Here is a 26,988-nt window from a genome sequence, read left to right on the forward strand (position 1 = left end):
ATGGAATCATACGGTCAATTTGCTACGGTGTATGATCGACTTATGGCAGATATGCCCTATGAAGAGTGGATCACTTTCGCTGAAGCCGTATGGCAACAACACGGAAAACCGCAAAAAGTTGTAGATCTAGGGTGTGGTACAGGTAGTATTGCTATACCCTTAGCGATCAATGGGTATGAAGTTGTTGGTATTGATCTATCGAGTGATATGCTAGCTGTAGCGGAGCAGAAGTGGGCGCAACAATCTTCGATGAATGGTAATCTTACATTGCTTGAGCAAAATATGTGCCAGTGGGAAGTGTTAGAACAAGTAGACTCAGTGATCTCATTCTGTGATTGCTTGAACTACATTGTCGATGAAGATGATCTGTTAGCTACATTATCAGCTACGTATGACCAATTGAAGCAAGGTGGTAGCTTTATATTCGATGTCCATCCAATTACGCGCTTTGAGCAATATGCTGCGGATCAGCCATTTGTATATGATGAGAACGGAATCTCATACATGTGGAGTAGTGATTATGATGAGGATGATCATATTATCGAACATTTTCTCTCGATATTTGTTCAAGAACCTGATGGTCGCTATAGTAGAATAGATGAGGAACATGTCCAACGAGCATATAGTTCTAAGTGGTTAGAAGGGGCATTACGCTCAGTCGGCTTTACTCATATACATCTGTATAGTGATTTTCAGTTAAAGGCAGCTGACGACCACTCAACTCGTTTGTTCTTCGTTGCCATTAAGTAAATGGTGTTAGTTTGTGTATGTTCGTTTTTTGAATTGTTACTGAAAATGAAAGTTCAAAAAGCGGGCTTTAAGAACCGAGAAGATGACTCACAGCGGAAACGAGTAGCACAGCGTACGTTATGTGTACGTGAGCACACTCAGGCTTTCGATGGGTGGCATATTCGATGCCGACGAAGCTACATTAGCATATACATCGTTATCAAAGTCCGCTTTTTGAACTACCGTTAGTAGTAAAAAGGCTGTCCATAGTTAACCTATGGCACAGCCTTTTACTATTCTCTCAGTGCATCAGTCAATTTACTGTGCATACTAGATATAGTGTTTCCCTTTTGTGCGATCGTTGTGCGTAATTTGTGTAAAGTAAGCTTAAGCTGCTCATTTTCAGCTGCTTGATGTTCTATGTACTTCACCAATTCAATATCTTGTATTTGGCTTGCTTGGCATAATTGTTCAAGTCTGTTAAGAGCTTCTTCTGTTGATAGTATTGCTTTCATAAGCGCCTCCAAAACGATCTATAAAATGTCACTATCACATCATAACGCTATCTGATAAAATAGTCGAGTGGCGAAATCTCAAGCCCCTATTGGGACGAGCGTTATGAAAATATTTTCATAGCTTAAATTGCAAAGAATATGACGAAATCTCATTGACTCCACCTATATATTGAGGTATGATTCTATTCATCGACTATATCTAGTTATGGATATAGCAATCTAGCAGTTTAACTGCTTACACCATGGTTCCGACTACAAGCGCATCTGCCTGTCATGTATAGGGGGTAGAGCGCTTTTTGATTGGGATAAATGGTAGGGGGAGAGAGTGGGAAATGTTAGTTGTATATGACTCTAAGACAGGCAATGTCAAACGCTTTGTGAAGAAATTAAATATGCCCGCAGTCTCTATTGATGAGATGCCCAAGGTGGACGAGCCGTACGTTCTTATTACATATACAACAGGCTTTGGACAAGTCCCGCAGAAAGTCAATGATTTTTTGCAAGATAACCACAATATGTTGAGAGGCGTTTCAGCAAGTGGTAACCGTAACTGGGGCACTGGCTTCGCAAAAAGTGCTGATACAATATCTGAGACGTACAATGTACCGGTCATTTCTAAGTTCGAACTTTCTGGCACAAATAAAGACACGCTACAATTCATGGAAAGGGTGCAAACCATTGAAACATATTGAACTGAATAATGAGCTCTTGCAACGCGGAGCAGACGGTTTCTACCAGCTAGAAAAAGATAAAGAAGCAGTTGCAGCATTTATGGCTGAAGTTGACGAAAAAAGTGTTAAGTTTGCTTCTTTGAAAGATAAACTGGACTATCTTATCGAGAATGATTTCTATGACAACGTATATGACAAATATACATATGATCAAGTGAAAACAATCTTTGATCTTACTGAGGCGGCAAATTTTGAATTCCAATCTTATATGGCTGCTTCAAAATTTTATAAAGACTATGCTATGAAAACAAATGACAAGGCACAATATCTTGAGCAGTATCATGAACGTGTTTCGATCGTAGCTTTGCATCTTGGCGAAGGTGACATCGAAAGAGCTACTCGCATTGCACAGGCAATGATTGATCAACGTCTACAGCCTGCGACTCCAACATTCCTTAATGCTGGTAAGAGTCGTCGTGGTGAGATGGTGTCATGTTTCTTGCTTGAAATGGATGATTCTTTGAACTCCATTAACTATGTGCTTGGCACATGCATGCAACTTTCCAAAATCGGTGGTGGCGTTGCTGTCAACCTATCCAAGCTACGTGGTCGTGGTGAACCGATTAAAGGTGTAGAAGGCGCTGCAAAAGGAGTTATGCCTGTTCTGAAGCTAATGGAGGATGCATTCTCTTATGCGGATCAGATGGGTCAACGTAAAGGTTCTGGCGCTGGATATTACAATATCTTCGGTTGGGACGTTATCGAATTCTTAGATAGCAAAAAGATTAATGCTGACGAGAAATCTCGTATCAAAACATTATCAATCGGCCTTATTATTCCTAACAAGTTCTATGACTTAGCAGCACAAAACAAACCTCTACATGTATTCGGACCATATTCCGTATACAAAGAGTACGGTCAACATCTTGATGATATTGACATTGATGCTATGTATGATGAATTACTAGCAAATGACAATGTTAAGAAAAAAGTTGTAATGACTGCACGTGAAATGCTTACAAAAATTGCATCGATTCAACTTGAATCTGGATATCCATACATTATGAACAAGAGCAATGCTAACAAATGGCATGCATTGAAAGACATTGGTTCTGTAAAAATGTCTAATCTATGTACTGAGATTTTCCAATTGCAAGAAACTTCGGAAATTAACGACTATGGATATGAAGATATCATTCGTCGCGATATAAGTTGTAACCTTGCTTCCTTGAACATTGTAAATGTAATGGAACGCAAAGAAATTAAAGATTCCGTACATGTTGGTATTGAAGCTTTAACTACAGTAAGTGATCTTTCGCAAATCGATAACGCACCTGGCGTTCGTAAAGCGAATGATGAACTTCACTCAGTAGGTCTTGGCGCAATGAACCTTAATGGATATCTTGCAAAAAATAAGATTGCTTATGAAAGTCCAGAAGCTCGTGAATTTGCAGGCGTATTTTTCATGATGATGAATTTCTATTCCATCGAGAAAAGTATGGAAATTGCAAAAGAACGTAAAGCAACGTTTAAAGACTTTGATCGTTCTGAATATGCAAAAGGTACGTATTTCGATCGTTACGTTGAAACGGATTTCCGTCCTCAGCTAGCTCGTGTACAAGAACTATTCGATGGTATGCATATCCCAGGTCCTGCTGATTGGGAAGAGCTTAAAGGTAAAGTACAAGAGCATGGACTATTCCACGCTTACCGTTTAGCGATTGCACCGACTCAAAGTATTTCTTATATTCAAAATGCAACGTCAAGTGTAATGCCGATTGTTGAACATATTGAAACTCGTACGTATGCTAACTCAACAACATATTACCCAATGCCGTATTTAGCACAGGATAACTTCTTCTTCTATAAATCTGCTTATAACATCGATCAGTTCAAATTGATTGATCTTATCGCAGAGCTAGGACAGCATATTGACCAGGGCGTATCAACTGTACTCCATGTTAATAGTAATGTTACGACGCGTGAACTTTCTCGTTTCTACATTTACGCTGCACAAAAAGGATTGAAATCCTTATACTATACAAGAACAAAACGACTAACTATCGAGGAATGTACAAGCTGCGCCGTATAAAGCGCAGCTGTATTTCATCATATTGTGAAGGAGTATACTGAACATGAAAGCAGTAAACTGGAACCGTCCTGACGACGATTTTACTCAAACGTTCTGGCAACAAAATGTTATGCAATTCTGGACGGATGAAGAGATTCCTTTATCAGATGATAAAATGGATTGGGAATTAATGACGCTAGATGAGCGTTCTTTATATAAAAAAGTACTAGGTGGCTTGACATTACTTGATACCGTTCAAGGCGGTGTTGGTATGCCGAAGATTTTGGAGCATGTGGAAGGTTTACAACGTAAAGCAGTGTTAGGCTTTATGGGAATGATGGAGCAAATTCATGCGAAATCATACAGTAGTATTTTCACGACACTAGCTTCTACTGAGGAAATTGATGAAATTTTCATCTGGGTAGAAAACAATCCACAGTTACAGAAAAAAGCTGGTATTATTGCAGATTGGTACAATGGCATTGAGAACGATCGTGATCTTTATAGAGCAATGGCAGCTTCTGTTCTATTGGAAAGCTACTTATTCTATAGTGGTTTCTTCTACCCACTATATCTAGCTGGACAAGGAAGAATGACGAGTAGTGGTGAGGTTATTGACTTAATCTTACGCGATGAAAGTATTCACGGATTGTATATCGGTGTGCTTGCACAAGAAATTGCTGCGACATTCTCTCAAGAAGAGCAAGATAAACTTACACAAGAAGTTCTTGATCTGTTGCTTGAACTTTATGACAATGAAGTGATTTACACGGATTCGTTGTATTCAGATCTTGGATTACAAGAAGAAGTTAAAGCTTATGTTCGTTACAATGCAAACAAGGCTCTGATGAATCTTGGACTTGAACCTCATTTTGAAGAAGAAGCCATTAATCCAATTGTGTTGAACGGAATTAGTACTAGCACGAAACAACATGATTTCTTCTCGAAAAAAGGAAATGGTTATGTGCGTACATTGAATGTTGAACCATTAACTGATGATGACTTTGTATTCAACTTCTAAATTCTGTATATCTCAACTAGATTATACGAATCAACAAGTATATAATAAATAAAAAGAAACTCGCTCTCGTAGACATATACGAGGGCGTTTTTTGCCACGATGGAGGTATTGGTGATGAAGGTAATAGAGGTTAAAGAGCTAATTAATCAGTTTTCCTTGGAAGTTATCGCTGGTGCTAATGAGCTGCATCGCACGATTACGAAAGCGAGAGCATATCGACCTGGACTTGAGTTTGTCGGTTATTTTGAATTTTTTCCTCAAAAACATATTCAAATATTGGGCCGCAAAGAAATTACATATTTGCATGGGTTAACTGAGGAACAACGAAATCATCATATTGGAAATATTGTAAAGTATCATCCACCTTGTTTTATCGTTACAGCAGGTCAAGATGGACTAAAATATTTAAAAAAATATTGTGAAGAGGAAGGCATTCCTTTATTACGGACGAGTGATGATTCGGCGACATTTATTGGAAAGTTAGATCATTATCTGTTGAAGCAGTTAGCACCTGAGCAATCTATACATGGCATATGTATGAATGTATCTGGAATCGGAATTATTATTCGTGGTAAATCAGGCATCGGCAAAAGTGAAACAGCACATACATTAATCCGTCGTGGACATCGCCTTGTAGCGGATGATATTATCGTGCTGAAAAAGCTCAGCCAGCATGCACTTATCGGTTCACACAATGAGAAAACCAAAGAATTTCTTGCACTTCGCAGTGTGGGACTGATCAATGTTGTACGCTTATATGGTCGGAAGGCATTTCAGGATGAGTCAAGAATTTCACTAGATATTGAATTGACTCGTTGGCGCGAAAATGATCTCAATAATGATCTTGATCTTGAACCAACTTTTGTAGAGTACATGGGTGTGAAAATTCCACATCTAGAGATTCAATTACAGCCTGGAAGAGATGTTGCGGGGTTAATCGAGGCTGCGGCAAACAACTGGTATTTGAAGCAACAAGGCTATAGTGCAATGGAAGATTTCATGAAGAGACTTGAAAGTGAATAACTTTCATTTTCATATTGATTTATGCTACAATATTGACCGAGACTAGCTATAATATAGATCTTGTTGTTCAGCTAACGCTTCCGAAGTACTTTTCATATACTTGGAAGTTATATTAGGAAGTTGATGAAAAGTTTTAGGAGGAGTATAGCATGGAAACTTGCTCAATTGTTAATAAATCAACGCTGCATCTTGTTGGAGTTCCTTATTGTGGACCATATTCATCTTTTCCGGATGAAGCGATTCGCCTGCAGACCGATTTTCTTGCAAGAAAGCATGAACTGAATCATGTTATACAGTCAAATGTGATGTATTGTCCGTACTTTGGTAATGAGACATTTGCTACGTATTGGGCTTGTTTTGAATCTGAGTACAGTGAAGATCCGCTGCCCCAAGGTATGGTTGCGATCACGATTCCGATGCATCGATATGCTTTAGTTAGTAGTTCCTCTCAAAGAATGGGCGAGGGCTATGAAATGCTAAAAGCATGGATCGAAGAACATGGTTATAAGCGGCTAGATCAAGCAGTGTCACTTGAAATTTTCTATCTTGAAGGTCAGCATTGGGAAGAAGAAATTGTTGATATTCTCATACCGATAGAGGATGAAGCTTAATACTTAGGAGTTGCTAGAGATGAGCATTCCATATGCGATGATTAATGCGTACGGAGATGGGCCATTCACAGGTAATCCTGCTGCAGTGCTTGTCATAGAACAAGATCAATTAAGAGATCCACAACTACAGCAGATTGCTGCAGAAATGAATGTATCAGAAACAGCATTTATATATAGAGGTGCAACGAATAACCAATTTCAACTAAGATGGTTTACACCACAAGTTGAAGTGAATTTATGTGGTCACGCTACGCTGGCATCAGCGCACTATTTGTATCATTTCGGTATTGTTCCAACAGACATTACCATCCATTTTCACACATTAAGTGGAGAGCTTGTTGTTAGCCTACATGATGGGGTTCTTAGGATGAGGTTGCCGCAAGAGTCACCTGTAGCTTGCTCGGCGCCATCTGATCTCATTACAGCACTTGGTGTAATTCCGAGAGCAGTTAGTAAAAATCGGATGGATTATATCGTTGAGCTAGCAGATGAGCAAGATGTTCGACAGTTACAAGTGGAGTTTTCATTGATTGCTGGATTAGACGCGCGTGGTGTTGTAGTGACTAGTCGTGCAGATGACCCATCAATTGATATCGTGTGTCGTACATTCTACCCACGTATTGGCATTGATGAAGATCCAGTTACTGGTTCAGCATTTTGTGCGCTTGCTCCGTATTGGATGAAACGACTAAGAAATAATACAATTCTAAAAGTAGTACAACTATCAATACGTGGCGGTTCAGCCACGTTAATGCTTGAAGACGAGATCGTCATTCAAGAGGGCAGTTGTTTCGTATGGGCTGAAGGTAGTCTACATATATAGTTAGAGTAGGCTATATTAACTTAATCTGACTGTGTCAGTACATTTGAATAGCTATATTACTCAATAAATAAGGGCATCTAAAGACTCTGGTAGAGTCGATTAGATGCCCTTATTTATTCAATTTCAAACTTTATTTTTGACAGCGGCAGGTAAAGAACGATAGGCCGAAACTTTATTTTTACCTGTAGATTTGGAATAGTACATCGCTTCATCCGATTGCTTAATTAACAATGTAAGATTGTCTGCTTCTTTAGTCGTACTGAAACCAACGCTAACGGTAACGATCGTTTCTAATTCAATTCTAGCGCGAATTCGCTCAGCAATCTGCATCGGCTTAATACGGTCAATGACGATACCTCCGAGTAATTCTTCGCCACCATAGCGTCCAGCGATACCGAATGGTGATACTTCCTCTTTCAAGATGGAAGCAACCTGTTGTAATGCTTTGTCAGCTACTTGATGACCTTGAGTATCATTTAATCGTTTAAAGTTGTCAATATCACAAAATATTATAGCTACTTGTTTACGTGCAATAATTGATGTTAATTTTTTCTGGAAATAGCGTCTAATATATAATCCAGTTAGTCCGTCAACGATAGAAGATTGATACGTCGATAATAAACGTTCAAGTACCCATTCAAACAATAAGAAGAAGATAAGTGCGAAATAAATAACTGGCAATGAGACGACTAAGTAAAATAGCCATCGCTGATCCATTTCAAATACGTACATATGTAGTAGATAAGCAAGCTCGTACATGAACATTACCATTAAGCTAATATAATATGGGGTTGTCATTTGAATATGACGAGTCTCGACAAGCATAGTAATAATTAAGATAAACATATAGAAATCCATAATTGGAAATGCATAGTACTCTACATTATTAAAAATGATTGAGTATGGATCGACGATACAGTTAACGATTGTAAGTGCAACGGCTCCTAATAGTAGCATAGTAATAGGTGTTTTTCTTAAATTTGTCCCAACAGAATACATCTTCATCAGCACAAAATTTAAGATGATAAAGGAGATTAGCTGTATACTTGTCGAAATAATATATAAGTAAGTCGGTATTGGCTGCTGATACCACACGTCTAACCCAACAATTATTTGACGGATTAGAGTAATAGCAAGAGTAGAAATTAAAATAATATAAATCAGTTTATTCCGATAATTGGACATAATTCGTATAGCCATGACGATCATAAGCAAAATAATAATACTACATGTAGTGATGGAAAAAAGCTCAATAAGAGTGGTATTAATTGAAAGGTTGTTCATTCATATATCCTCAATGTATAGTAGTAGTATGTCATAAACGAAACATATGTTCTAATATATCATAATTTGGCGAATTAATGTATGAATTATTTTTAGCCTATGCCTCCGATGATACTTTTCATCTGAAGGATGATTAAATTGGTCGAAATGAAAAGTTTAAGGAGTTGGTACCTATGCAAATTTTACAAGCATTGTTTTTCCCGCCGGAGCAACCGGGTGGAGTATCCTCAATGGTGCCTTATATTCGAGAGCGATTCAATCAGATGGAATATGAGATGGAATTATTTTCTTTACCGAAAAGAATTAGAAATAAAGGAACGGATGAAGTCGTATTTAAGACTTTTGATGTGACACCTTTTCTTGGAAATAAACTCGTAGATAAATATATTCAGACTTATCGTGATTATTTATGGTGGGTTAAATTACGGATCAAAAAGTCGTATGATCTTATTCACGCTCATCATCCGATTGCGGCTCTAGCGATGAAAGAGATATTTCCAGACACGAAGCTTATATTGACACTACATTCTAGCTATGAACGAGAGCTAATTTTGAACAATAAAATACAAGTAAACGGTATTGAGCATCAATTTTTAACGAATATTTATCGGGAATTAGAAGATCGCGCAGATCGAATATTAACAGTATCACATGCATTCCAAACGTATCTCAACGATTACGTTGAAAACGCAAGTGGCATTAAAGTTATCCCGAATGGCTTTGATGAGAAGCGATTCCGTCCGATTGCCCATGAGAATGAAGTCGCACAATTAATATCAGTTTGTCGTCTTGTACCAGCCAAAGGGCTTGATGTGTTGCTAGAAGCGTGTGCGAAGTTAAAAGAAAGAGGACATCCTTTCGTCTTGCATCTAATTGGAGATGGTCCAATCCGTGAAGAATTAGAAACGATGGCGCAAGATCTTGGGTTATATGATGATATTATCTTCTACGGTTACATGCTTCATCCAGAAGAATTTATGCCTTTCTTTGATATATTTGTACTGCCATCTCGAGCGGAAGCTTTTGGCTCAGTATTTGCTGAAGCAGCGCTTTGTCAACTTGCACTAATAGGGACGGATGTAGGTGGTATATCAGAGCAAATTGAGAATGGAATTAACGGATTACTAGTACCTGTGGAGGACCATGCTGCTCTAGCAGATGCGTTGGAAACAGTTATTATTGATCCAGATTATAGATATCAGCTTGCTAGAGAAGCATCTGAAAAAGCAAAGCGAGATTATTCTTTGCAACGTGTTATTGCACAATTGAACAAAGTATATCATGAAGTTTCTCAGTACTAAGGATTAGGTGGTGCTGAAATGGCAATTCCATTTCGCTTTATTCATGCCGCTGATTTGCATATTGACAGTCCGTTTAAGGGACTAACAACTGTTCCAACATATGTGAGGGAGTCGCTTCTTGAGGCGACCTTCCTTGCATTTAAACGGCTTATTGATACTGCAATCACGCAGCAGGTGCAATTTATCGTCGTAAGTGGCGATTTGTTCGATGAAAGTGATCGTTCATTGAAAGCACAATTGTTTCTATTACAGCAATATGAACGACTAAGAAAGTATCAGATTAGTATCTATATTATTCATGGAAATCATGATCATCTTGCAGGACAGACTATACCATTCCCTTATCCTGATAATGTACATGTATTTTCTAGTTCCGTTGTATCAACGAAGATAGTCACGAATGATAATGGATCCATTCTCGCCTATGTACACGGTATATCTTATCCTACTAGACATGTGATGGATAATTTAGCAAAGCAATATAAGCGTGAGCCAGAGCAAGGTTATCATATTGGACTATACCATGGTAATGTGGGCAATGTTAGTGAGCATGATCCATATGCGCCTTGTCAATTATCTGATCTATTAGTGCATCAATATAATTATTGGGCACTGGGTCATATCCATAAGCGTCAAGTGTTACATCAATCTCCTTATGTTGTCTATCCAGGTAATACTCAAGGAAGGCATCGCAAAGAGAGTGGCGATAAAGGTTGTTATCTCGTCACTGTCAATGAACAGCATGAGACAACACTACAATTTCTATCATTAGCACCCATTAGATGGCTTCAGATATCTATAGATGTTTCATCCATTGAGAATGAAGCACAATTTCTTGTCGCTATTAATCATCACACGTCAACACTATTAGCAGAGCAAATCCATTGTAGTGTACTACTTTCGGTTGAGCTAACAGGTAGCGGGTATATCCATGAATTGTTACAACAAACAGGTAATGTAGCGCAGATGCTTACACATATTCAAGGCTTGTACGAAGATGATTCGAGCAGTGAATGGTTATATATATATGAATTGCAATTACATACTCAAGTACAATATGATGAAGCGTTACTTCGTCAGGAACAAAGTTTTATTGGAGATTTTTTAACGTATTATGAACAATTATTACGACAGCCAGAGCAACTGAAACAGTTATTTACTGAAGCACAGCAAGGGTTATACGTGCATCAAAGCTTGAATCGATATCTACGGCAAACTGAATCAATACTAGATGAGACCTCACAACATGCTCAGCTAGCAGAGGCAAAGCAAAAAGTATTAGAATGGCTCCTTCTCCATCAAGATCAAGGAGTGAGTATATGAAGTTTTTAGAATTGTACATTAATGGGTTTGGTAAGATGCAAGATGTAACATTGCAACTAGATGCGCCCCTTGTTGTTGTCTATGGTCATAATGAAGCAGGGAAAAGTACTTTGTTTCAATTTATCCACACGATGTTATTTGGTTTTTCTCGAAAGAATCAAGTCAATCGCTTTCTCGAGCCCGTGTACGGGGGAAGTCATGGAGGCAGCATCGTTTTTATTACAGATAAAGATGAAATCTACCAACTAACGCGATATCGAGAACAGCATCAAGGTAAAGCGCAGCTTGCGCGAGCAGAGAAAGATAATAATAACGAGCGATACATCCCTATGGCTACTGCCACTATTGTAGAGCAAGCTAATCTTGAACGTAATTTTCTATCTGGTATTAATGCTCGATTATTTCAACAGTTAAGTGCGATTACGTTGAATGAATTACAAGCAACAAGTGTTATGACTGAAAATGAATTAAGTCAATATTTATATCATGCGAGTTGGGAAAGTGGTAAGCAGATTGCTGAGTTAGAGAAACAACTCGTAGCTGAGCAGGACAAACTTTTCAAACCAAGAGGACAGAATCAACTGCTTATTCAAGAGCTTAAGCAATACGAACAACTGCAACAGCAATATAAGCAAGTGGAGATGGAGCTTGAACAATATAACACTGTTCAATTAGAACTTGAGCAATGTGATTATCGCTATGCAGATTTACAGGTACAACTTACAAGGCAGCAAAACATTGTACAGATGATGAATCGTGCAATGTCCCAGCGAGAGTGGTGGTTAGAGCAACAAGAAGTAAGCTGGCAACTTGAACAGTTACAATATGTTCGAGGGATTCCTAATGGCTTTTCACAGCATGTAGACCAAATTGTAGCTAGTGAACAGCTGATCTCAGGCGAGATTAGACAAATGCAAGTAGCAGAAGAGCAATTGGAACTAAAAATAACTGCTATTAACGTTAACGAAGATATCATAACGCGAGCAGCAACGGTGGACCATTATCTCCAATTGGGTAGCGTCATTATGGAACAACAATCGCAATTAGCCATTCGGCAAGATGAACTACAACAACTCCAGCAAGTAATTGTAGAGCTGCAACAGCAGTTACCCAATTATTGGACAAAAGAACAGTTGAGACAACTTAATCCGTCTGCTGAGCAAGTAACAGAATATGAACGATTACTATCGTCCATGAAACATTTGCAAGTAGAGCAACAGCTGCTAGAACAAGATCAGACTAAATATGATAATGAACTACTGACACTCGATCAACAACTGCTAGTAACTCAAAATCAAATAGATCAAATAGAGCAAGAGCTGAAAACTTTCAGGCAAAGCCATCGTTTATTGCCACAGACAAGAGATGAACTACATGAGGCAACAATTATACTTGATGAGGCTTACCGTCAATATGACTATGAAAGAATGAATGTACATGCTACAGAGCGGATTGAATCGCCACAGAGTAATACAGTCCGTACCAGCAGAAGTAATGGATATAGTCGAGTTAATAGATCTCAGAAAAACGAATTTGTCTCTTTACGTGTCATTATGCTATCTGCTTTTTCTATTATTTTGGTGATCTTTACTCTATTAGTATCAAGTAAAGTTTTGCTAGAACCATGGAATATCTGGTTATCGCCTATACTTATTGTGATGACTTTAATTGCCGTACTAATAACGGGGATGGAATGGTCTGGCAGTCGAAATAGCAAACAATACGGAAATAACGAGCGGAATGACGATCAAGCTGAAGGAATGAAAGGTTTATATCGGGCGTTATCGCTTATTGTGGAGCTTAGTCAACCGATTAATGAAAGTAATTATTACGATCATCGCAGAGAGTTGAAAGAGAAAATCGGCAATTTACAATTATTATTACAAAAGCGGGAACAACTAGATCAACAGGTTTTAGTTGTGGAACAACAAGCTCAACAATTGGAATTAGCTCAACATAGCATTGATAATCAACTTCAACAATTACAAGTTCAGCTTGAACAAGTTAACGAACAGTGGTCTCATTTTTCCCAGAAGCTACAATTACCTTCGCAATGTGAGTGTGATCATTTTAGTGAGATACTGAAGCTGTATCGGAATATTCAACACCATTATTATAACTATGACAAGCAACAAATGATGATTGTTCAGTATGAACAACAAATTGATCAATATGTGGATGATGTATACGGATTAACTCAAGCAGTCTGGCTTCAACAGTTGCCCGAAGGATCACAACAACTTCAATTGTCTAATATGCGTAGCCAGATTCAGATTCAAAAGGAAAACCTAGCAGAGCGAGCATCGTTGCAATTGCAATTACAGCAATTGCACGAACAACAACGTGTTAAACAACAAGAACTACAACAATTACACAATCAGTTGACGCAATATTATGAGCAGTACCAAGCAACGACGATTGGCGACTTGCTAGCAATTGTCGAGCATATGAAGTCATATGAATTATGGCAAGTTCAATACGAGCGGCTAGCACTGCAACGAAAAGCAGGTCTTACTGTGGAGGAAGTTGAAGCATTGGATCATATGTTCACACAGTTTGATGGGGATGGGATTCGGGAAAAAACAATAATCGAGCAGCAATGTTTGGATGATTTGCGCACTGAGCAACAACAGATCATAGAACAAAGGGGTAGATTATTGCAGCAGAGAGAACGGTTAGTCAGTTCAGATGAACATCAACAGCTCCAATTGAAAAAGGAAGCAGTTATCTCGCAGATTGAAGTATACGTTACTCAATATATGAAGCTCTCTTTAAGTAAATTGCTTATTAAAAATACAAAAGAGAAGTACGAACAGGAACGTCAACCTGCTGTACTTCTCAAAGCCTCACAATATTTTGTAAAACTAACGAATGGTTCGTATACGCAAATTATTGGTAATGCAGAGCTTGGGACATTACAATTACGTGCTAGTAATGGAGCACTAGTGGAAAGTGAATTGCTAAGTCGAGGAACGTCTGAACTATTATATCTATGTATTCGTCTCGCGATCCATGAGGCCGCGGTGAATCATATTAATTTACCATTAGTGTTAGATGACCCGTGCGTGAACTTTGATATGGTACGTCTACAGGCAGCCATGGAACTGTTAAGCGAAGTTTCTAATGAACGTCAGTTATTATACTTTACTTGTCATCCACACACGAGAGATCAATTACAAGCGGTAGCGGGAGATACTGTATCCATTCAGTTGGATAGATAACATTGTAACTATTTGGACATTGTATTTAGTGGAAATTTGGTCAGCTAAGTTTTTTAATAGCGATGAGTAGAAACCATCCTAGGCTAATAAAACCGAATAACGGGTATAGTGTTGAAAGTAGTACGCCAAAACCGATTTGACTTAACAAATAGCATAGAATTAGGACAAACATAACGATTAAATTAATGGACAGTTTCGATCTTTCATGAATCTGTAGTGCTAATCCATATACGTCAGCGAGTAAAGTAGTAAATACTTCAGCAAATATTATACAAATATAGATGACGTATACGACTTGACTAAGACTTCTCGCAATGCCACCCATTGGGATAGCGAATTGTGTGATACCGGGCATATGTGCTGATAACGCGATATGTCCAACCATAAGCATGAAGCCGATCCCTATGCCACCAATGATGGAGCCCCACTTAATAATGCTTGGCTTTGATGTTTGTGCACCAATGGGAACAAGTACAGCTTGTGCAAGTGACAGATTGAAGGCAGTGTATAGGAACGGTGTACTAACTATCGTCCATAGTGGGAAATCGGTATGCGCGCGGAGAAAGTTGCTTGTATAAGGTGTTTCTAACGTATCGAAGAAAATAATAAATGTGAATATAAGCATAATGGGAACGACGATTGAATTCACAGCGATAATGGCAGTTAATCCTTTGCGTAGTAAGAAAAAGCAGACGATACAAGTTGAGATTAAACCTAACTGATATGGCAAATCCCAATTTTCATAAAATACAGTCCCGGCGCCTGCTAACATAACTGCTGATACACCGAGAAGGACGACAAGCATAAATATGCTGATCCAAGAACCAAACCGTTGGCCAAATAAAGCAATGTTCAAATCCTCATACGATTTTGCTTTAATTTGTTGGGCTAATAACATGACTTTATTGCCAAGCCATATAAATAAAAAGGTAGAGGCTATAATTGCAATAGTTCCCCATTGGCCGTACTTTGTGAAAAATTGTAATATTTCTTGGCCAGTCGCAAATCCAGCTCCAACTATCGTGCCCATGTAAATTGCAGCGATCTGTAGCGATTTGATCCAATCTTGCCTGTTCATAAGATTCCCTCACTCTCACTTCAACATTTACTATAAAAAGTAGTTCAAAAAGCCGCTTTTTGAACATGTACTATTATTGTATGAAGTGAAATAGACAAGCATGACAAGCATTGGATTTTTGTGTAAAGCTTATGAGATTTACCTTGTAGTAAACAACCAAATATTTGTAGATGTGACGACTTTGCTTGCTAGAAGAGCGAACCTGTGTTATTTTACGTAAAAGAGAAACTGGTGGGAATTTAAAATCATGGACTGACAGCCAACGATTTTGAACTTTCATTTGAATGCGGAGGGATTTATATGGAACAATTAAAACAAAGAATTTTAGAGGAATCTGCTATTGTATCAAATGATATTTTGAGATTAGATTCTATTATTAATCAGCAAGTGGATCCTTCGCTAATTATGGATATGGGTAAGGAACTTGCTTCACGATTCGCTAATGAGGGTATTACGAAAGTATTGACTATTGAATCTTCAGGTATTCCGGCTGCTTTTGCGACGGCATTACAATTGAATGTTCCATTGGTATTTGCTAGACGCAAACAAACGGTTATAAATGATCCTAATTCATATCTTGAAAGAGTACCTTCATTCACTAAAGGAATGGTTTCCGATCTTGTTATTTCCAAGCAGTTTTTAAGTGAGACTGATAGAATATTGTTCATAGATGATATTATTGCAAATGGCGACGGAGCTCGTGGTATAGTGAAAATTATTGAACAATCAGGTGCCGAGCTTATAGGAATGGGCATTGTTGTAGAAAAATCTTTCCAAGCTGGAGCAGATTATTTCCGTGAGCAAGGTGTACGTGTTGAATCACTTGTGAAAATTGCTTCACTAAATTCTGGAGAAGTTATCTTTAAAGATTAATTTTCCATCAAATTTAGTTGTGATTAAGTTTGTTCATCTTATATAATAGAAATAAGACCAAGGGGAGGCGTAAGCAATGGAACATATTACGGAACAATTCTTAACTGAAAAGATTGCTAGTGCAAAAGTTTCTTTCGAACGTGCACTAGATTGTAAGCATACAGAATTTGATGATTTATATCCTTATATGCTTGAGCACCCTCAATTTTTTTGGTATAAACGATACGTTGCATGGTCTGAATTACTTACAATAGTGAAGTTATGCAACGAATTATCAAGTGAATGGAAAGAACAGTTTACTGATAAGCAAGTTGATTATATTGAGAAACAGGTCATGTCTTCTCGTGTATTAGATGAATGGTACGAAACGATTGATTCCAAAGATCATGCAATTAACGAATAAATAGATCAAAAAGTCTTAATGATACGCTATGAGGCGTTCATTGAGACTTTTTTGTAAATGCAAACTAATAATGTAACTTATTGTGGAGTGGAACGTAAATAAAGAAGTAACGAAGTTTTTATTTATGCTTTCGAAGTAACTTTTTATTACTAAGAAGCACATCAAGAAGCTATAAAAAGTTTTAGGAGGTTTGAAATGATATCTGAAGATCAATTGAATGATTACCGTGTTTCAGGTGAAACGGTTCGAGTAGTTCGTGATAATCTTGAAAGTAATGATGTACAAGGTATCGTTGTTGCCTGGGATGATAGTTGTGTAATGATTCGTAAGAAAAGTAGACGAGTTGTTAAGTTAAGCAGAGAATATGTATACATTGCTGCAACAGAAGAAAGACCATCAATCGTTAACTAGTTATAGTCATAAGCTTGTCTTCATATAAAAAGTCTAATGAGGAAGTTCAATAAACAGTCTTTGCTAACGAAGTGCTGCAGGGAGTTTAATCAGCATCGAATATGAATTGAACTTGGGAAGTCCTGGACTCATGTACCAACTACGTACATTGGAATGTCCTCCTTCTCCATGTATTACTTCATCTTCTTGGATCTGAAAGCCCGCTTTTTGAACATGTCTTATATTTTAAGCTTGCGAAGATTCTTTTTGTTTATGAGAAGTATTTCGGAAGCTAACAAAAAGTTCTAGGAGTGATTGTATGAAGTGTCCAGTATGCGATCAAGTAACGTTGCGAGAAGTTGAAAAAAGTGGAGTTTTAATTGATATTTGTCCTAGCTGTAAAGGCGTTTGGCTTGACCGTGGTGAATTAGAGAAGTTAATGCAAAGCATTAATGAGACTCAAGAAGAATTTGAACAATTACAATCTCAAGTAGCTACTCAACATCTTAGAACTTCAATGGATCAATCCTACAATCCGAATGAACAGAAGGCTAATCAACAACCTTTCACGCAACAACCTTACAGTCAACAAACTTTTGGAAATGTACAACAAAACTATCAGCAAGCCAATCATCAACAACCGAACTATCAACAGTCAAATTATGAGCAGCCTTATAATAAAGATAGTCATAAACATGGCGATAGTAAGTATGGATATGATAAATATGGTCGTCCATATAAGAAAAAGAAAAAAACTGTATTTAGTGTATTTGAAGATTTGTTCGACTAAACAAACGAAATTTAGTATTACAAAATAGATTCCAATGGAATTGGATAATGATTATGAAGCAGGATCAGAGAAAGTAATATACTCTCTGATCCTGCTTCTTTTTGTATTCATACATAAGCTATTGGAAATAGGACAATATAATGACATATTTTACGGAAATGAAAGGTGATTATATGATGAAGTCAGGTAAAAAACTATCGATAGGTATTATTGCATTAATGATCGCGATCACGTTCTATATGGAAGGACAAGAGAAAGTATACAGTGAGAATATAAAATCCGGGACTCATCTGATGGCAATTGTCATTGATGATCTAGGCAACGATATGGACGGAACAGAAGCGATTTTAAAATTAGATATTCCTATAACGGTAGCTGTAATGCCGTTTCTTCCTTCGTCGACAAAGGATGCTGAAGCAGCATATCAAGCAGGTCATGAAGTTATCGTTCATATGCCAATGGAACCAAACAAAGGTTTGAAAAAATGGTTAGGACCTGGAGCTCTAACAGCAGATCTTACGGATGAAGAAGTAAGGCAAAAGGTAGAACAAGCTATTGATAATATACCTCATGCTGTCGGTATGAATAATCATATGGGTTCTAAGATTACTTCCAACGAACGTATTATGCGAATCGTCTTGCAAGTGTGCAAAGAACGTAATTTGTACTATTTAGATAGTAAAACGACATACCAATCCGTTGTTGCAAAGGTAGCGACTGAGTTAGGCGTGCCTTATGCGGAAAATCAGTTATTTCTAGATGATGTATATAGTGCAGAGCATGTTCACAAACAAATGCAGAAAGCGTACGCTCTAATGGAACGTCAAGAAAATACGGTCATGATAGGACATGTTGGTGCACCAGGTAAATATACATCGAGTGAAATTTTACGTTCTATTCCACAATTTGCACAACGTGGCCAGCTCGTACGTGTAAGTGAATTAATACTTTTTAACTTAATTGATCCAGAGGTAATGTAGCACTCCACTTGCAATTGCAGAAGCAATTTTTGTCTGTTCATTACTCGTGACAAGACGTTCGCGATCAGCAGCATTACTAATAAAGCCTAACTCCACAAGAACGGCAGGAGACTTTATATATTTAAGTAAATAGAATGTTTTTACTGGCACCACATGTTTAGATGTTCCAAATAATTCATTCATAGGCGCTTGAATATTGTTTGCTAACAATGAACTTTCTCCTGTGTGCTGATGTAAAACAAGTGGGCCGTTTGCTCTTGCATTAGGAGCGGCATTGACATGTAAGCTAATGAAGATGACATGTTCAATCTCTCGTGTTAAACCCATCCGTTGTGATAAATCTTTAAGATGACGTGATGATGTTTTATGCCAATCATTATCTTCACTTAATGCATAATCACCTGTACGATTTAATATCGTGGGAATACCATTACTTTGTAATATGGCATATAACTTTTTGGCAACAGCCAAATTAATGTCTTTTTCCAAAATGTTTTGATATGATGCACCACCATCAATACCTCCGTGGCCAGCATCAATGATTACAGCAGTCGTTGGGAACATAATTTCTGTATAAGCCCCATCTATATTTGTTAATCTTGATAATTCAGCATCTACGTAATGCAACGAAGCGGCATCCTCATTAGTATCTGTTGACCAGATAACGCTCGAAGCTTGAATTGTATTTGGGGAGCAACTAATTATTACTATGAGTAGACAAATTGCAATGCTAAGTAATAAACAATGGTTTTTCATCCTATCCCAGCCTCTCTTTAACCAATCAAGTCAATATTGCTTTAGGATGGCTTGCATTGATTAGTTTCATTCATGAATGGTCTGGACATGAAGGGGCAATACTTAATGTATGAAGCTACAAAATGATTAGGAGGCGATGGATAATGGGTAAGATAACAGGCCAAGAATATGTACAGTATATAACAGAACAGCTTGTGGAATATATCGAAACGCCAGTTGCAGATCGTAAACAAGCAAAAAAAGAAGCCAAAGCTACAAAAGAGCAATGGCTACCGAAATGGTTTGGAGTTGGTGGAGCATCTCTGTTAATGTGGATTAAGAAAAAAGATCAATAATTGCATTATTGTGGTTTATAAAAATTTCCTTGTTGCAGTAAGTAGTCGAATGGAATGAATCGTCTCATATTTTCATCGTCTTGTTGTAGTTCGATATATAGATCGAATAATTCCCATTCGTGGTAACCTGTTACGGAGTAGATAGCTTCGACTTGATCGCTCCAGATAGAACTTGTATATCGTAATTGACTTCCGAATTCGATCAAGTTTTCGATAGATGTATCATCTTCGAATTCCGAATTCAAGGCAGTTGTAGTTAGCCAAGGCATAACGTCATAAGGAGCAAAGTATGATTGATATTCATATCCAGTTAATAAGGCATGAGAGAACGCTATTCCATGCCTTATTTGCTTTTGTGTAGAAACTTTTGCTGCAATTAAATGTTTTGAACCTAGGTCATATTGCTCCGAAGTAAATGGTTCGAAATACTGATTAGTATTGTTCACTTGTTGCGATACGACCATATGTAATGGATCGTAATAACGTAATTTATATCTATTAGTAGATAAGTATTGTAGAGAGTCATCTGAGCCTAATCCATATTCCCCTAGTACATAACCACCTTTACCATCACTATGTATAACCATATATCCGATTGTACCTAGTTTACTGTGTTGAATTAACATTAACCAACTATGTGTCCCCGGACCGAGTGGAGATACTGTAAGCTCCGCCTCTTTCCAACTTTCAAAATCTGGTTGATTGGCTAGTTCATCAACCCATAACTCTCCTTGGTCTTTAACTGATAGTGAATGAACTTTAGCATGAATAGTTCCCGAAGCCATTATAGATAAATTACTGCAAAGCAGGAAAGCGACCATTACTCTAATGATCAGTTTAGATATTGATTTGTTATGCATGATATCACCTCATTAGAAGTATAGTGGACAAGCTTCAAGAAGACTGTTATATATTGTCATCCATATGCATTGTCCTGAGTTCTATTTTTGCCGATAAGATGAATAAGACGTCATATAGCCACTAATCAATGCCATCCAAATGAAATAATCCGCAGTTTATGACGGATACAGTTATTCTTGGTTCGTATTGCCAACGAATTTCTTCTTCGCGTTTTTGAATTAAGCTTCGAACATGCTCACGACGCTCATCATCTTCAGCATGTTCGAGCATAGGCTCGTAATAACTTGCCAATCTTGCAAGTTCTTCGATAAGTCTTGTCTGAGCGTCTTCTGCCCAACGATAGTCGTAATTTTTTAATTTGCGCTCAATCGTTTGTTCTGCAATCGATAATGCTTTTGCATAGGCAATACCGTTTTTAGCGATATGAATATTTGGCGGGATACGAGGAGAGAGCTTAATTTGCTCTAGCCGCCCTTGAAATGATTCTACGCAGTGACCTGTTACGAGTGAAATACCTAGACTATGAATTTCTTCTCGCTTGCGGTCGGAACTGAATTCCACACAATAATTAACACCAAGCCATACTGTATATGGTCTGGAGGCATAAGGATGTAGTGCTTTCGCGTTAGGCTCTTGGAATAGGCAAACATAGCTACCATTGTCTTGGGTCGATTGAAAGAGTTGCTCGAGACGACCAGAACCATAATGCAGATGTTCCCTTGGTACACGCGCAATTGGTTTCGGGACAAGTCCGTACGCTCTTTCAAAGCTTGATTCCTCAAATGTTTTTGCAACGGGATCTACAACCGGAGTAGACTCGATTAATTCATTATATTTATCATCGTCGGTTACAAACAGAAAGCTCATCGTCTCTGGAGTTTCGTTGACCCGATCGATAAAACTCCAGTAATAATATCTATTTGTTAGTTCACGATCTGCTGCTGGAGATAACTTAACTTTGAAATGATATGGCGATTTCTCGAGAATAGAGCATTGCGTTGCTTCTAAGTATCGCTGTACAAATCGATGAATCTCTTTGCTGTTCATAGTGACCCTCCTAAAACTTTTCATTGAGCTTCTATGGTCAACTTCTCTGCGATGAAAAGTTGCATCGTAAGCATAATCTAAAACTTTTCATTGAGTTTCTATGAGCAACTTCTCTGCAATGAAAAGTTGCATCGTAAGCATAGCCAAACTTTTTATAACAACTTCTCAGCAATGAAAAGTTACTTCGGTTATGGTTTGACTTGTTGCTTCATCTCGTGAATCGTACTTCCTATGACGTTAAGCTCTTCTTGCAGTTGCTTTTCATCTTGAGATTTTAGAATAGCCCTCGCGAGACGCTGTTCAATCGAGCCGTCACGACTTTCTAATTTTTCAAGAATATGATCCAAACCACCGATAACTAGCTCAAAGAGGTTAATCTTCTCATGTAATAGATGCAAAATATGTTCCTCAATGGTTCCTTGTGTACATAGATTGAAAATATGAACATCATGAGTTTGTCCAAGACGATGAACACGCCCAATTCGTTGTTCTACACGCATAGGATTCCACGGTAGATCAAAGTTAATCATATGGTGACAGAATTGCAGATTGATTCCCTCTCCGCCTGCTTCAGTAGCGATAAGTACTCTCGTATTTCCACGAAACAGATCCATCATCCAGTCTTTCTTACCTCTGTTCATACCACCGCGATAAGGAACAGCTGAGATGCCGTTTGCTTGGAAAAATTGCAATAAATACTCTTGTGTAGCACGGTATTCTGTGAACAAGATTACTTTCTCATCGCAATTTTGAATGAGTTCAAGTGCTTTATCAGCTTTTGAGTTAGAAGTAATGCTACGAATTTTCTCAACAATATCCCAAATTTGTGCTCGCATCGGAGATTCTTCGCTTGTTTTCTTAAACATATTGACGAGCGTAAGAAATACAGCATCTCGACTACTACAAACTTCTCGTTGTAATGTGACAAGTGATAACATACTGCTCATATCTATGGTGTCATCTTGTGCACGTTGTTTTACAAAGTTCGTCACTGCATCATAAAGTGCTTGTTCTTCGGTAGATAGCTGTAGCGTAATATTTTTAACAATACGCTTTGTAAAATGAATACCACCATCACCACGGCGATTACGAATCATAATGGAGGAAAGGACATCTTGAAGCTGATCTTCATTTTTCGGGATGCGTTTATCCACAACATAATTGCTAGTGAAATCGCTCTGTGCTCCTAGCTGACCTGGTTTTAATAGAGATATAAGATTAAATAACTCATCCAGATCGTTTTGAATCGGCGTGGCAGTAAGTAATAGACAATATTTTTTGCTTAATTGAGTAGCGAACTGATAGTTGGTTGTTTTTTTGTTTTTTAATTTATGAGCTTCATCAATAATAATTAGATCATAATCTGTTGCTAGTACTGCTTCACGATGAGGATCACGCTTAGCAGTATCAATGGAAGCCACAACAATATCATAGCCCCAAGAGTGTGCTTTTTTTTGAGCGACAGCACTAATACCGAATTTTTGATTAAGTTCTCTTACCCATTGCAATACTAACGAGGCAGGAACAAGAATTAAGGCACGTTTAACAAGACCACGGACAATATATTCTTTCAATATAAGACCAGCCTCTATTGTCTTTCCTAATCCGACTTCATCAGCTAGAATAGCTCTTCCGCCCATTTCATGTAACACTCGTTGAGCTGTATCCAATTGATGCGGCATCGGTTCTAGTGCGGGAAGCGAACGTAAACATTGTAGCTCTTCAAAACTATCTATGACGGTAGCTTGTTTAGCTTCCATCGCTAATTGATACATTGCCCATTGATCCCATGGCCCATTTTGTTCGATGCGTTGTTGTAACTGATGGAACCACTGTCGTTCGAACGTCGTTTGAACTGCTGGATGAATAAGCTTTTGGACGACTTCTTCTTCTGGTTGTGATGGTATAAGACGATTATTCATAGTTGCTCCTTTATTATTGGATAATATTTTCTATCATTCCCCAAATGGCAAAAACATAATCTTTCAATAAGCAGGGTAGCTTAATCATTCGACCTAAGTGACATTAATCATTGGCTCATTCATCTAAACAGCCCAGATTTATGGTATGAAACAAGTACTAGCAGCATTGACTCGTTGACGAAAAGTGAATAGTTATGTAGTCAAAGTACCTGTAATAAAAACTTCATAAATTATTAATTTAAACTATATATAGTATGTTATAATAATTTTATTACTACATATAGTAATATTGAAGAGGGGTGACTAATATGAACCGTTTAGAAGGATTAAGTGAGAAAATATTTTTGGATAGATATGCTCGCAAAAATGCTGAAGCATCAAAGGTAGAAGTTGGTGATACTGTACTAGTATTATTGAAAGACGATCTCGCATTTCCTGTAAAGGAAGCAGGCGAAATATTGTCACGTCAAGGTGAGCAAGTTGAAGTGAAATTGCGTAATGGTGACATTGTTCAATCCACGATCAGTAAACTAACACATACAATAGAGAAAACTCCTGAAGAAATGTGGTCTAGACTTGCTGGCGCGATGTCATCTGTTGAAGACGAGGACAAGCAAGCATTATGGCAAGAAAGATTTCAATATATATTAGATGATTGGAAATTAGTTCCTGGTGGACGTATAGCTGCAGGAGCCGGTGCAAGTGATGAATTAACATTATTCAACTGCTACGTCATTCCATCACCGAAGGATAGTCGTGGTGGCATTATGTCTACATTGACAGAAATGACAGAGATTATGGCTCGAGGCGGTGGTGTAGGTATTAATCTATCTTCATTACGTCCGAAAAGAGCAGTTGTTGTTGGCGTCAATGGTTCATCCAGTGGTGCTGTATCTTGGGGGGGATTATTCAGTTATACAACTGGATTAATCGAACAAGGTGGTAGTCGTCGCGGCGCGTTGATGCTAATGATCAATGACTGGCATCCAGATGTACAAGAATTTATTACAGTGAAACAGTCGATGGGCAAGATTACGAATGCTAATTTATCCGTATGCGTGAGCGATGGATTTATGGAGGCTGTTAAGCAAGATAGCGACTGGGATCTGGTATTCCCTGATACGACAGAAGCAGGATACGATGATCTATGGGATGGCGATCTAGAAGCTTGGAAAGCATTAGGTAAGAAAGTTATCGTTCATAAGACAGTTAAAGCACGTGAAATATGGTCAGCTATTATTGAATCTGCTTGGAAATCAGCAGAACCAGGTGTAGTGTTTATGGAACGCTACAATAATATGTCTAACAGTTGGTACTTTAATCCGATTATTGCGACTAATCCGTGCGGAGAACAAGGATTACCTGCATGGGGAGTATGTAACTTATCTGCAATTAATTTATCTAAGTTCTATGATGAAGAGAATGATGATGTTGCTTGGAATGAACTTGCGAAAGTGACGAATTGGGCTGTAAGATTCCTTGATAATGTGATCGACAGAACACCATATCACTTCCCTGAAAATGAGCTGAATCAGAAAAAAGAACGTCGCATCGGGCTTGGAACGATGGGTCTAGCGGAATTGATGATTAAGCTGAAAGTTCGATATGGATCATCTGAATCTTTAGATTTCCTTGATAAATTATATGGATTTATGGCGAAGGAAGCATATTTAGCCTCAGCCGAAATTGCTGCCGATAAAGGTAGCTTTACAGCGTTTGATCGTGAGTTGTATTTGCAAAGCGGATTTATGAAGAACATTATTGCTGAATTCCCGGAAGTGCAAGCAGCAATAGAAGCAACAGGTATGCGTAATGTAACGGTAATTACACAAGCACCAACAGGAAGCACTGGAACAATGGTGGGGACTTCTACTGGTATTGAGCCTTATTTTGCTTTTGAATATTACCGTCAAAGTCGTTTAGGATTCGATGTTCAGTATGTACCAATTGCACAGCAATGGCTCGATGCTCATCCGAATGAGCAATTACCTGACTACTTCGTAACAGCAATGACGCTTACAGCTGAAGATCATATTCAAGTTCAAGCTGCCATTCAACGCTGGGTGGATAGCTCTATTTCTAAGACTGCGAATTGTCCTAATGACTTTACAGTTGAGGAAACTGAAAAGTTGTATGAGCTGGCTTATGAGTTAGGCTGTAAAGGGGTAACGATTTACCGGGATGGCAGTCGCGACGTTCAAGTGTTATCTACCGCACCAAGTAAGGATGAAGCGAAGAAAGAGAAGATAGTTACAGCAGATTCTGAGAAAGAAGCTATTAGTGGCTTAGAACAACAATCACTTTCATTAAATGGACAGTCTGAAGGACCAATTGGTATCAGTGGTAAAGTAGTCGCTACTAATAATGAAGATCGTCAATATAAACGTCGTCCGCAAGTATTGAAAGGGGCAACGTATCGTATGAATACGCCACTTGGTATGGCGTACATTACCATTAATGATCTCGATGACGTTCCTTCAGAAATTTTCTTAATCGTGGGTAAAGCTGGGTCAGATGTATTTGCGATGGCAGAAGCGCTTGGTCGAGTTTGCTCATTATTCCTACGATATGGCGAGCATGGCAATAAAGTGGCATTACTTATTAAGCATTTGAAAGGTATTGGCGGCACTGGAGCGATAGGATTTGGTAACAATCGTGTTGAGTCAATTGCTGATGCTGTGGCGAAGGCATTGGAAATGCATTTACAAGCAAATGTTGTTGAGCCTGAATATGAACAAATGGAGCTTGCAGGGGAGTTTCTAAGCGTAGATATCGTACCGCACGCCGCAACAAGTGTAGTGCATCAGCATGGATTGCACGATAGCATTGATCTTTGCCCATCCTGTGGATTAGCGACGCTGATTAATATTGAGGGATGTAAGCAATGCAGCTCTTGTGGCTATAGTAAATGTAATTGAGTAGTGGCTAGGCTAGAGACTATATTCACAGAAAAATATAAT

General features: G+C 38.2%; 24 protein-coding genes. 17 read left to right on the top strand and 7 right to left on the bottom strand.

Translation table 11 applies throughout. The features are described 5' to 3' along the window. Nucleotides 1–750 carry a class I SAM-dependent DNA methyltransferase gene (locus NV377_RS12750; RefSeq protein ID WP_258199308.1) on the top strand — a complete coding sequence of 250 codons (750 nt, stop codon included), beginning with the start codon at nucleotides 1–3 and terminating at the stop codon, nucleotides 748–750. Between the two features lie 272 nt (nucleotides 751–1,022). On the opposite strand, the gene NV377_RS12755 is transcribed toward NV377_RS12750, so the two are convergent. Next, complete coding sequence (locus NV377_RS12755) at nucleotides 1,023–1,244, bottom strand: hypothetical protein (RefSeq protein ID WP_258199309.1); 222 nt, start codon at nucleotides 1,242–1,244, stop codon at nucleotides 1,023–1,025. A gap of 332 nt (nucleotides 1,245–1,576) precedes the next feature. Here NV377_RS12755 and nrdI point away from each other — a divergent pair, with 332 nt between their 5' ends. The 6 genes from nrdI (at nucleotide 1,577) to NV377_RS12785 (ending at nucleotide 7,464) form a co-directional block, all read left to right on the top strand. Beyond that, a complete protein-coding gene (gene nrdI, locus NV377_RS12760; RefSeq protein WP_258200330.1) occupies nucleotides 1,577–1,936 on the top strand; it encodes a class Ib ribonucleoside-diphosphate reductase assembly flavoprotein NrdI in 360 nt (119 codons plus the stop codon). Next, nucleotides 1,923–4,007 carry a class 1b ribonucleoside-diphosphate reductase subunit alpha gene (nrdE, locus tag NV377_RS12765; RefSeq protein ID WP_258199310.1) on the top strand — a complete coding sequence of 695 codons (2,085 nt, stop codon included), beginning with the start codon at nucleotides 1,923–1,925 and terminating at the stop codon, nucleotides 4,005–4,007. Before nrdI ends, nrdE begins: the two co-directional genes overlap by 14 nt. A gap of 43 nt (nucleotides 4,008–4,050) precedes the next feature. Further along, nucleotides 4,051–5,007: a class 1b ribonucleoside-diphosphate reductase subunit beta gene (gene nrdF, locus NV377_RS12770; RefSeq protein WP_258199311.1), complete on the top strand. Its 957-nt coding sequence runs from the start codon at nucleotides 4,051–4,053 to the stop codon at nucleotides 5,005–5,007. Nucleotides 5,008–5,121: 114 nt separating this feature from the next. Then, complete coding sequence (gene hprK, locus NV377_RS12775) at nucleotides 5,122–6,030, top strand: HPr(Ser) kinase/phosphatase (protein ID WP_258199312.1); 909 nt, start codon at nucleotides 5,122–5,124, stop codon at nucleotides 6,028–6,030. Nucleotides 6,031–6,179: 149 nt separating this feature from the next. Then, nucleotides 6,180–6,641 carry an effector binding domain-containing protein gene (locus tag NV377_RS12780; protein WP_258199313.1) on the top strand — a complete coding sequence of 154 codons (462 nt, stop codon included), beginning with the start codon at nucleotides 6,180–6,182 and terminating at the stop codon, nucleotides 6,639–6,641. Nucleotides 6,642–6,660: 19 nt separating this feature from the next. Beyond that, complete coding sequence (locus NV377_RS12785) at nucleotides 6,661–7,464, top strand: PhzF family phenazine biosynthesis protein (protein WP_258199314.1); 804 nt, start codon at nucleotides 6,661–6,663, stop codon at nucleotides 7,462–7,464. A gap of 123 nt (nucleotides 7,465–7,587) precedes the next feature. On the opposite strand, the gene NV377_RS12790 is transcribed toward NV377_RS12785, so the two are convergent. Continuing rightward, the gene (locus NV377_RS12790; RefSeq protein WP_258199315.1) at nucleotides 7,588–8,748 is read right to left on the bottom strand and encodes a GGDEF domain-containing protein; all 1,161 of its coding nucleotides are present in this window, start codon (nucleotides 8,746–8,748) and stop codon (nucleotides 7,588–7,590) included. 173 nt (nucleotides 8,749–8,921) lie between these two features. On the opposite strand from NV377_RS12790, the gene NV377_RS12795 reads away from it, so the two are divergent. From NV377_RS12795 to NV377_RS12805, 3 genes are read left to right on the top strand one after another with little or no spacing between them, the layout of a single operon-like run. After that, a complete protein-coding gene (locus NV377_RS12795) occupies nucleotides 8,922–10,049 on the top strand; it encodes a glycosyltransferase family 4 protein (RefSeq protein ID WP_258199316.1) in 1,128 nt (375 codons plus the stop codon). 18 nt (nucleotides 10,050–10,067) lie between these two features. Continuing rightward, entirely contained in the window at nucleotides 10,068–11,372 is a 1,305-nt protein-coding gene (locus NV377_RS12800) for a metallophosphoesterase family protein (protein WP_258199317.1), read from the top strand. After that, the gene (locus NV377_RS12805; protein WP_258199318.1) at nucleotides 11,369–14,593 is read left to right on the top strand and encodes an AAA family ATPase; all 3,225 of its coding nucleotides are present in this window, start codon (nucleotides 11,369–11,371) and stop codon (nucleotides 14,591–14,593) included. Before NV377_RS12800 ends, NV377_RS12805 begins: the two co-directional genes overlap by 4 nt. Before the next feature lie 40 nt (nucleotides 14,594–14,633). Here NV377_RS12805 and NV377_RS12810 read toward each other — a convergent pair whose 3' ends face one another. Next, nucleotides 14,634–15,671 carry a YkvI family membrane protein gene (locus NV377_RS12810; protein WP_258199319.1) on the bottom strand — a complete coding sequence of 346 codons (1,038 nt, stop codon included), beginning with the start codon at nucleotides 15,669–15,671 and terminating at the stop codon, nucleotides 14,634–14,636. Nucleotides 15,672–15,971: 300 nt separating this feature from the next. On the opposite strand from NV377_RS12810, the gene NV377_RS12815 reads away from it, so the two are divergent. The 5 genes from NV377_RS12815 to NV377_RS12835 all read left to right on the top strand — a co-directional run bounded on the left by NV377_RS12815 (nucleotide 15,972) and on the right by NV377_RS12835 (nucleotide 19,107). Further along, nucleotides 15,972–16,544 (top strand): xanthine phosphoribosyltransferase, encoded by a 573-nt coding sequence (locus NV377_RS12815; protein WP_258199320.1) that lies wholly within the window; start codon nucleotides 15,972–15,974, stop codon nucleotides 16,542–16,544. A gap of 76 nt (nucleotides 16,545–16,620) precedes the next feature. Next, complete coding sequence (locus NV377_RS12820; RefSeq protein ID WP_258199321.1) at nucleotides 16,621–16,947, top strand: hypothetical protein; 327 nt, start codon at nucleotides 16,621–16,623, stop codon at nucleotides 16,945–16,947. Nucleotides 16,948–17,142: 195 nt separating this feature from the next. Then, a complete protein-coding gene (locus tag NV377_RS12825) occupies nucleotides 17,143–17,358 on the top strand; it encodes a hypothetical protein (protein ID WP_258199322.1) in 216 nt (71 codons plus the stop codon). Between the two features lie 298 nt (nucleotides 17,359–17,656). Further along, nucleotides 17,657–18,127 (top strand): TFIIB-type zinc ribbon-containing protein, encoded by a 471-nt coding sequence (locus tag NV377_RS25790; RefSeq protein WP_308860044.1) that lies wholly within the window; start codon nucleotides 17,657–17,659, stop codon nucleotides 18,125–18,127. Nucleotides 18,128–18,303: 176 nt separating this feature from the next. Beyond that, nucleotides 18,304–19,107 (top strand): divergent polysaccharide deacetylase family protein, encoded by an 804-nt coding sequence (locus NV377_RS12835; RefSeq protein ID WP_373425796.1) that lies wholly within the window; start codon nucleotides 18,304–18,306, stop codon nucleotides 19,105–19,107. Here NV377_RS12835 and NV377_RS12840 read toward each other — a convergent pair. Next, on the bottom strand, nucleotides 19,084–19,863 hold the full coding sequence (locus NV377_RS12840) for an N-acetylmuramoyl-L-alanine amidase family protein (RefSeq protein WP_258199324.1): 780 nt from the start codon (nucleotides 19,861–19,863) through the stop codon (nucleotides 19,084–19,086). The genes NV377_RS12835 and NV377_RS12840 overlap by 24 nt on opposite strands. Nucleotides 19,864–20,006: 143 nt before the next feature. Between NV377_RS12840 and NV377_RS12845 the strand changes: the two genes are divergently transcribed. Further along, nucleotides 20,007–20,198 carry a YqzE family protein gene (locus tag NV377_RS12845; protein WP_258199325.1) on the top strand — a complete coding sequence of 64 codons (192 nt, stop codon included), beginning with the start codon at nucleotides 20,007–20,009 and terminating at the stop codon, nucleotides 20,196–20,198. A 5-nt stretch (nucleotides 20,199–20,203) separates the two neighbouring features. On the opposite strand, the gene NV377_RS12850 is transcribed toward NV377_RS12845, so the two are convergent. From NV377_RS12850 to NV377_RS12860, 3 genes are all read right to left on the bottom strand, one after another. Then, on the bottom strand, nucleotides 20,204–21,058 hold the full coding sequence (locus tag NV377_RS12850; protein ID WP_258199326.1) for a hypothetical protein: 855 nt from the start codon (nucleotides 21,056–21,058) through the stop codon (nucleotides 20,204–20,206). 121 nt (nucleotides 21,059–21,179) lie between these two features. Further along, a complete protein-coding gene (locus tag NV377_RS12855) occupies nucleotides 21,180–22,106 on the bottom strand; it encodes a YqhG family protein (protein WP_258199327.1) in 927 nt (308 codons plus the stop codon). A gap of 188 nt (nucleotides 22,107–22,294) precedes the next feature. Further along, nucleotides 22,295–24,028: a DEAD/DEAH box helicase gene (locus tag NV377_RS12860; protein WP_258199328.1), complete on the bottom strand. Its 1,734-nt coding sequence runs from the start codon at nucleotides 24,026–24,028 to the stop codon at nucleotides 22,295–22,297. A 308-nt stretch (nucleotides 24,029–24,336) separates the two neighbouring features. Here NV377_RS12860 and NV377_RS12865 point away from each other — a divergent pair, with 308 nt between their 5' ends. Beyond that, a complete protein-coding gene (locus NV377_RS12865) occupies nucleotides 24,337–26,946 on the top strand; it encodes an adenosylcobalamin-dependent ribonucleoside-diphosphate reductase (RefSeq protein WP_258199329.1) in 2,610 nt (869 codons plus the stop codon). Nucleotides 26,947–26,988: the final 42 nt, after the last annotated feature.

Source organism: Paenibacillus endoradicis, assembly GCF_024721975.1.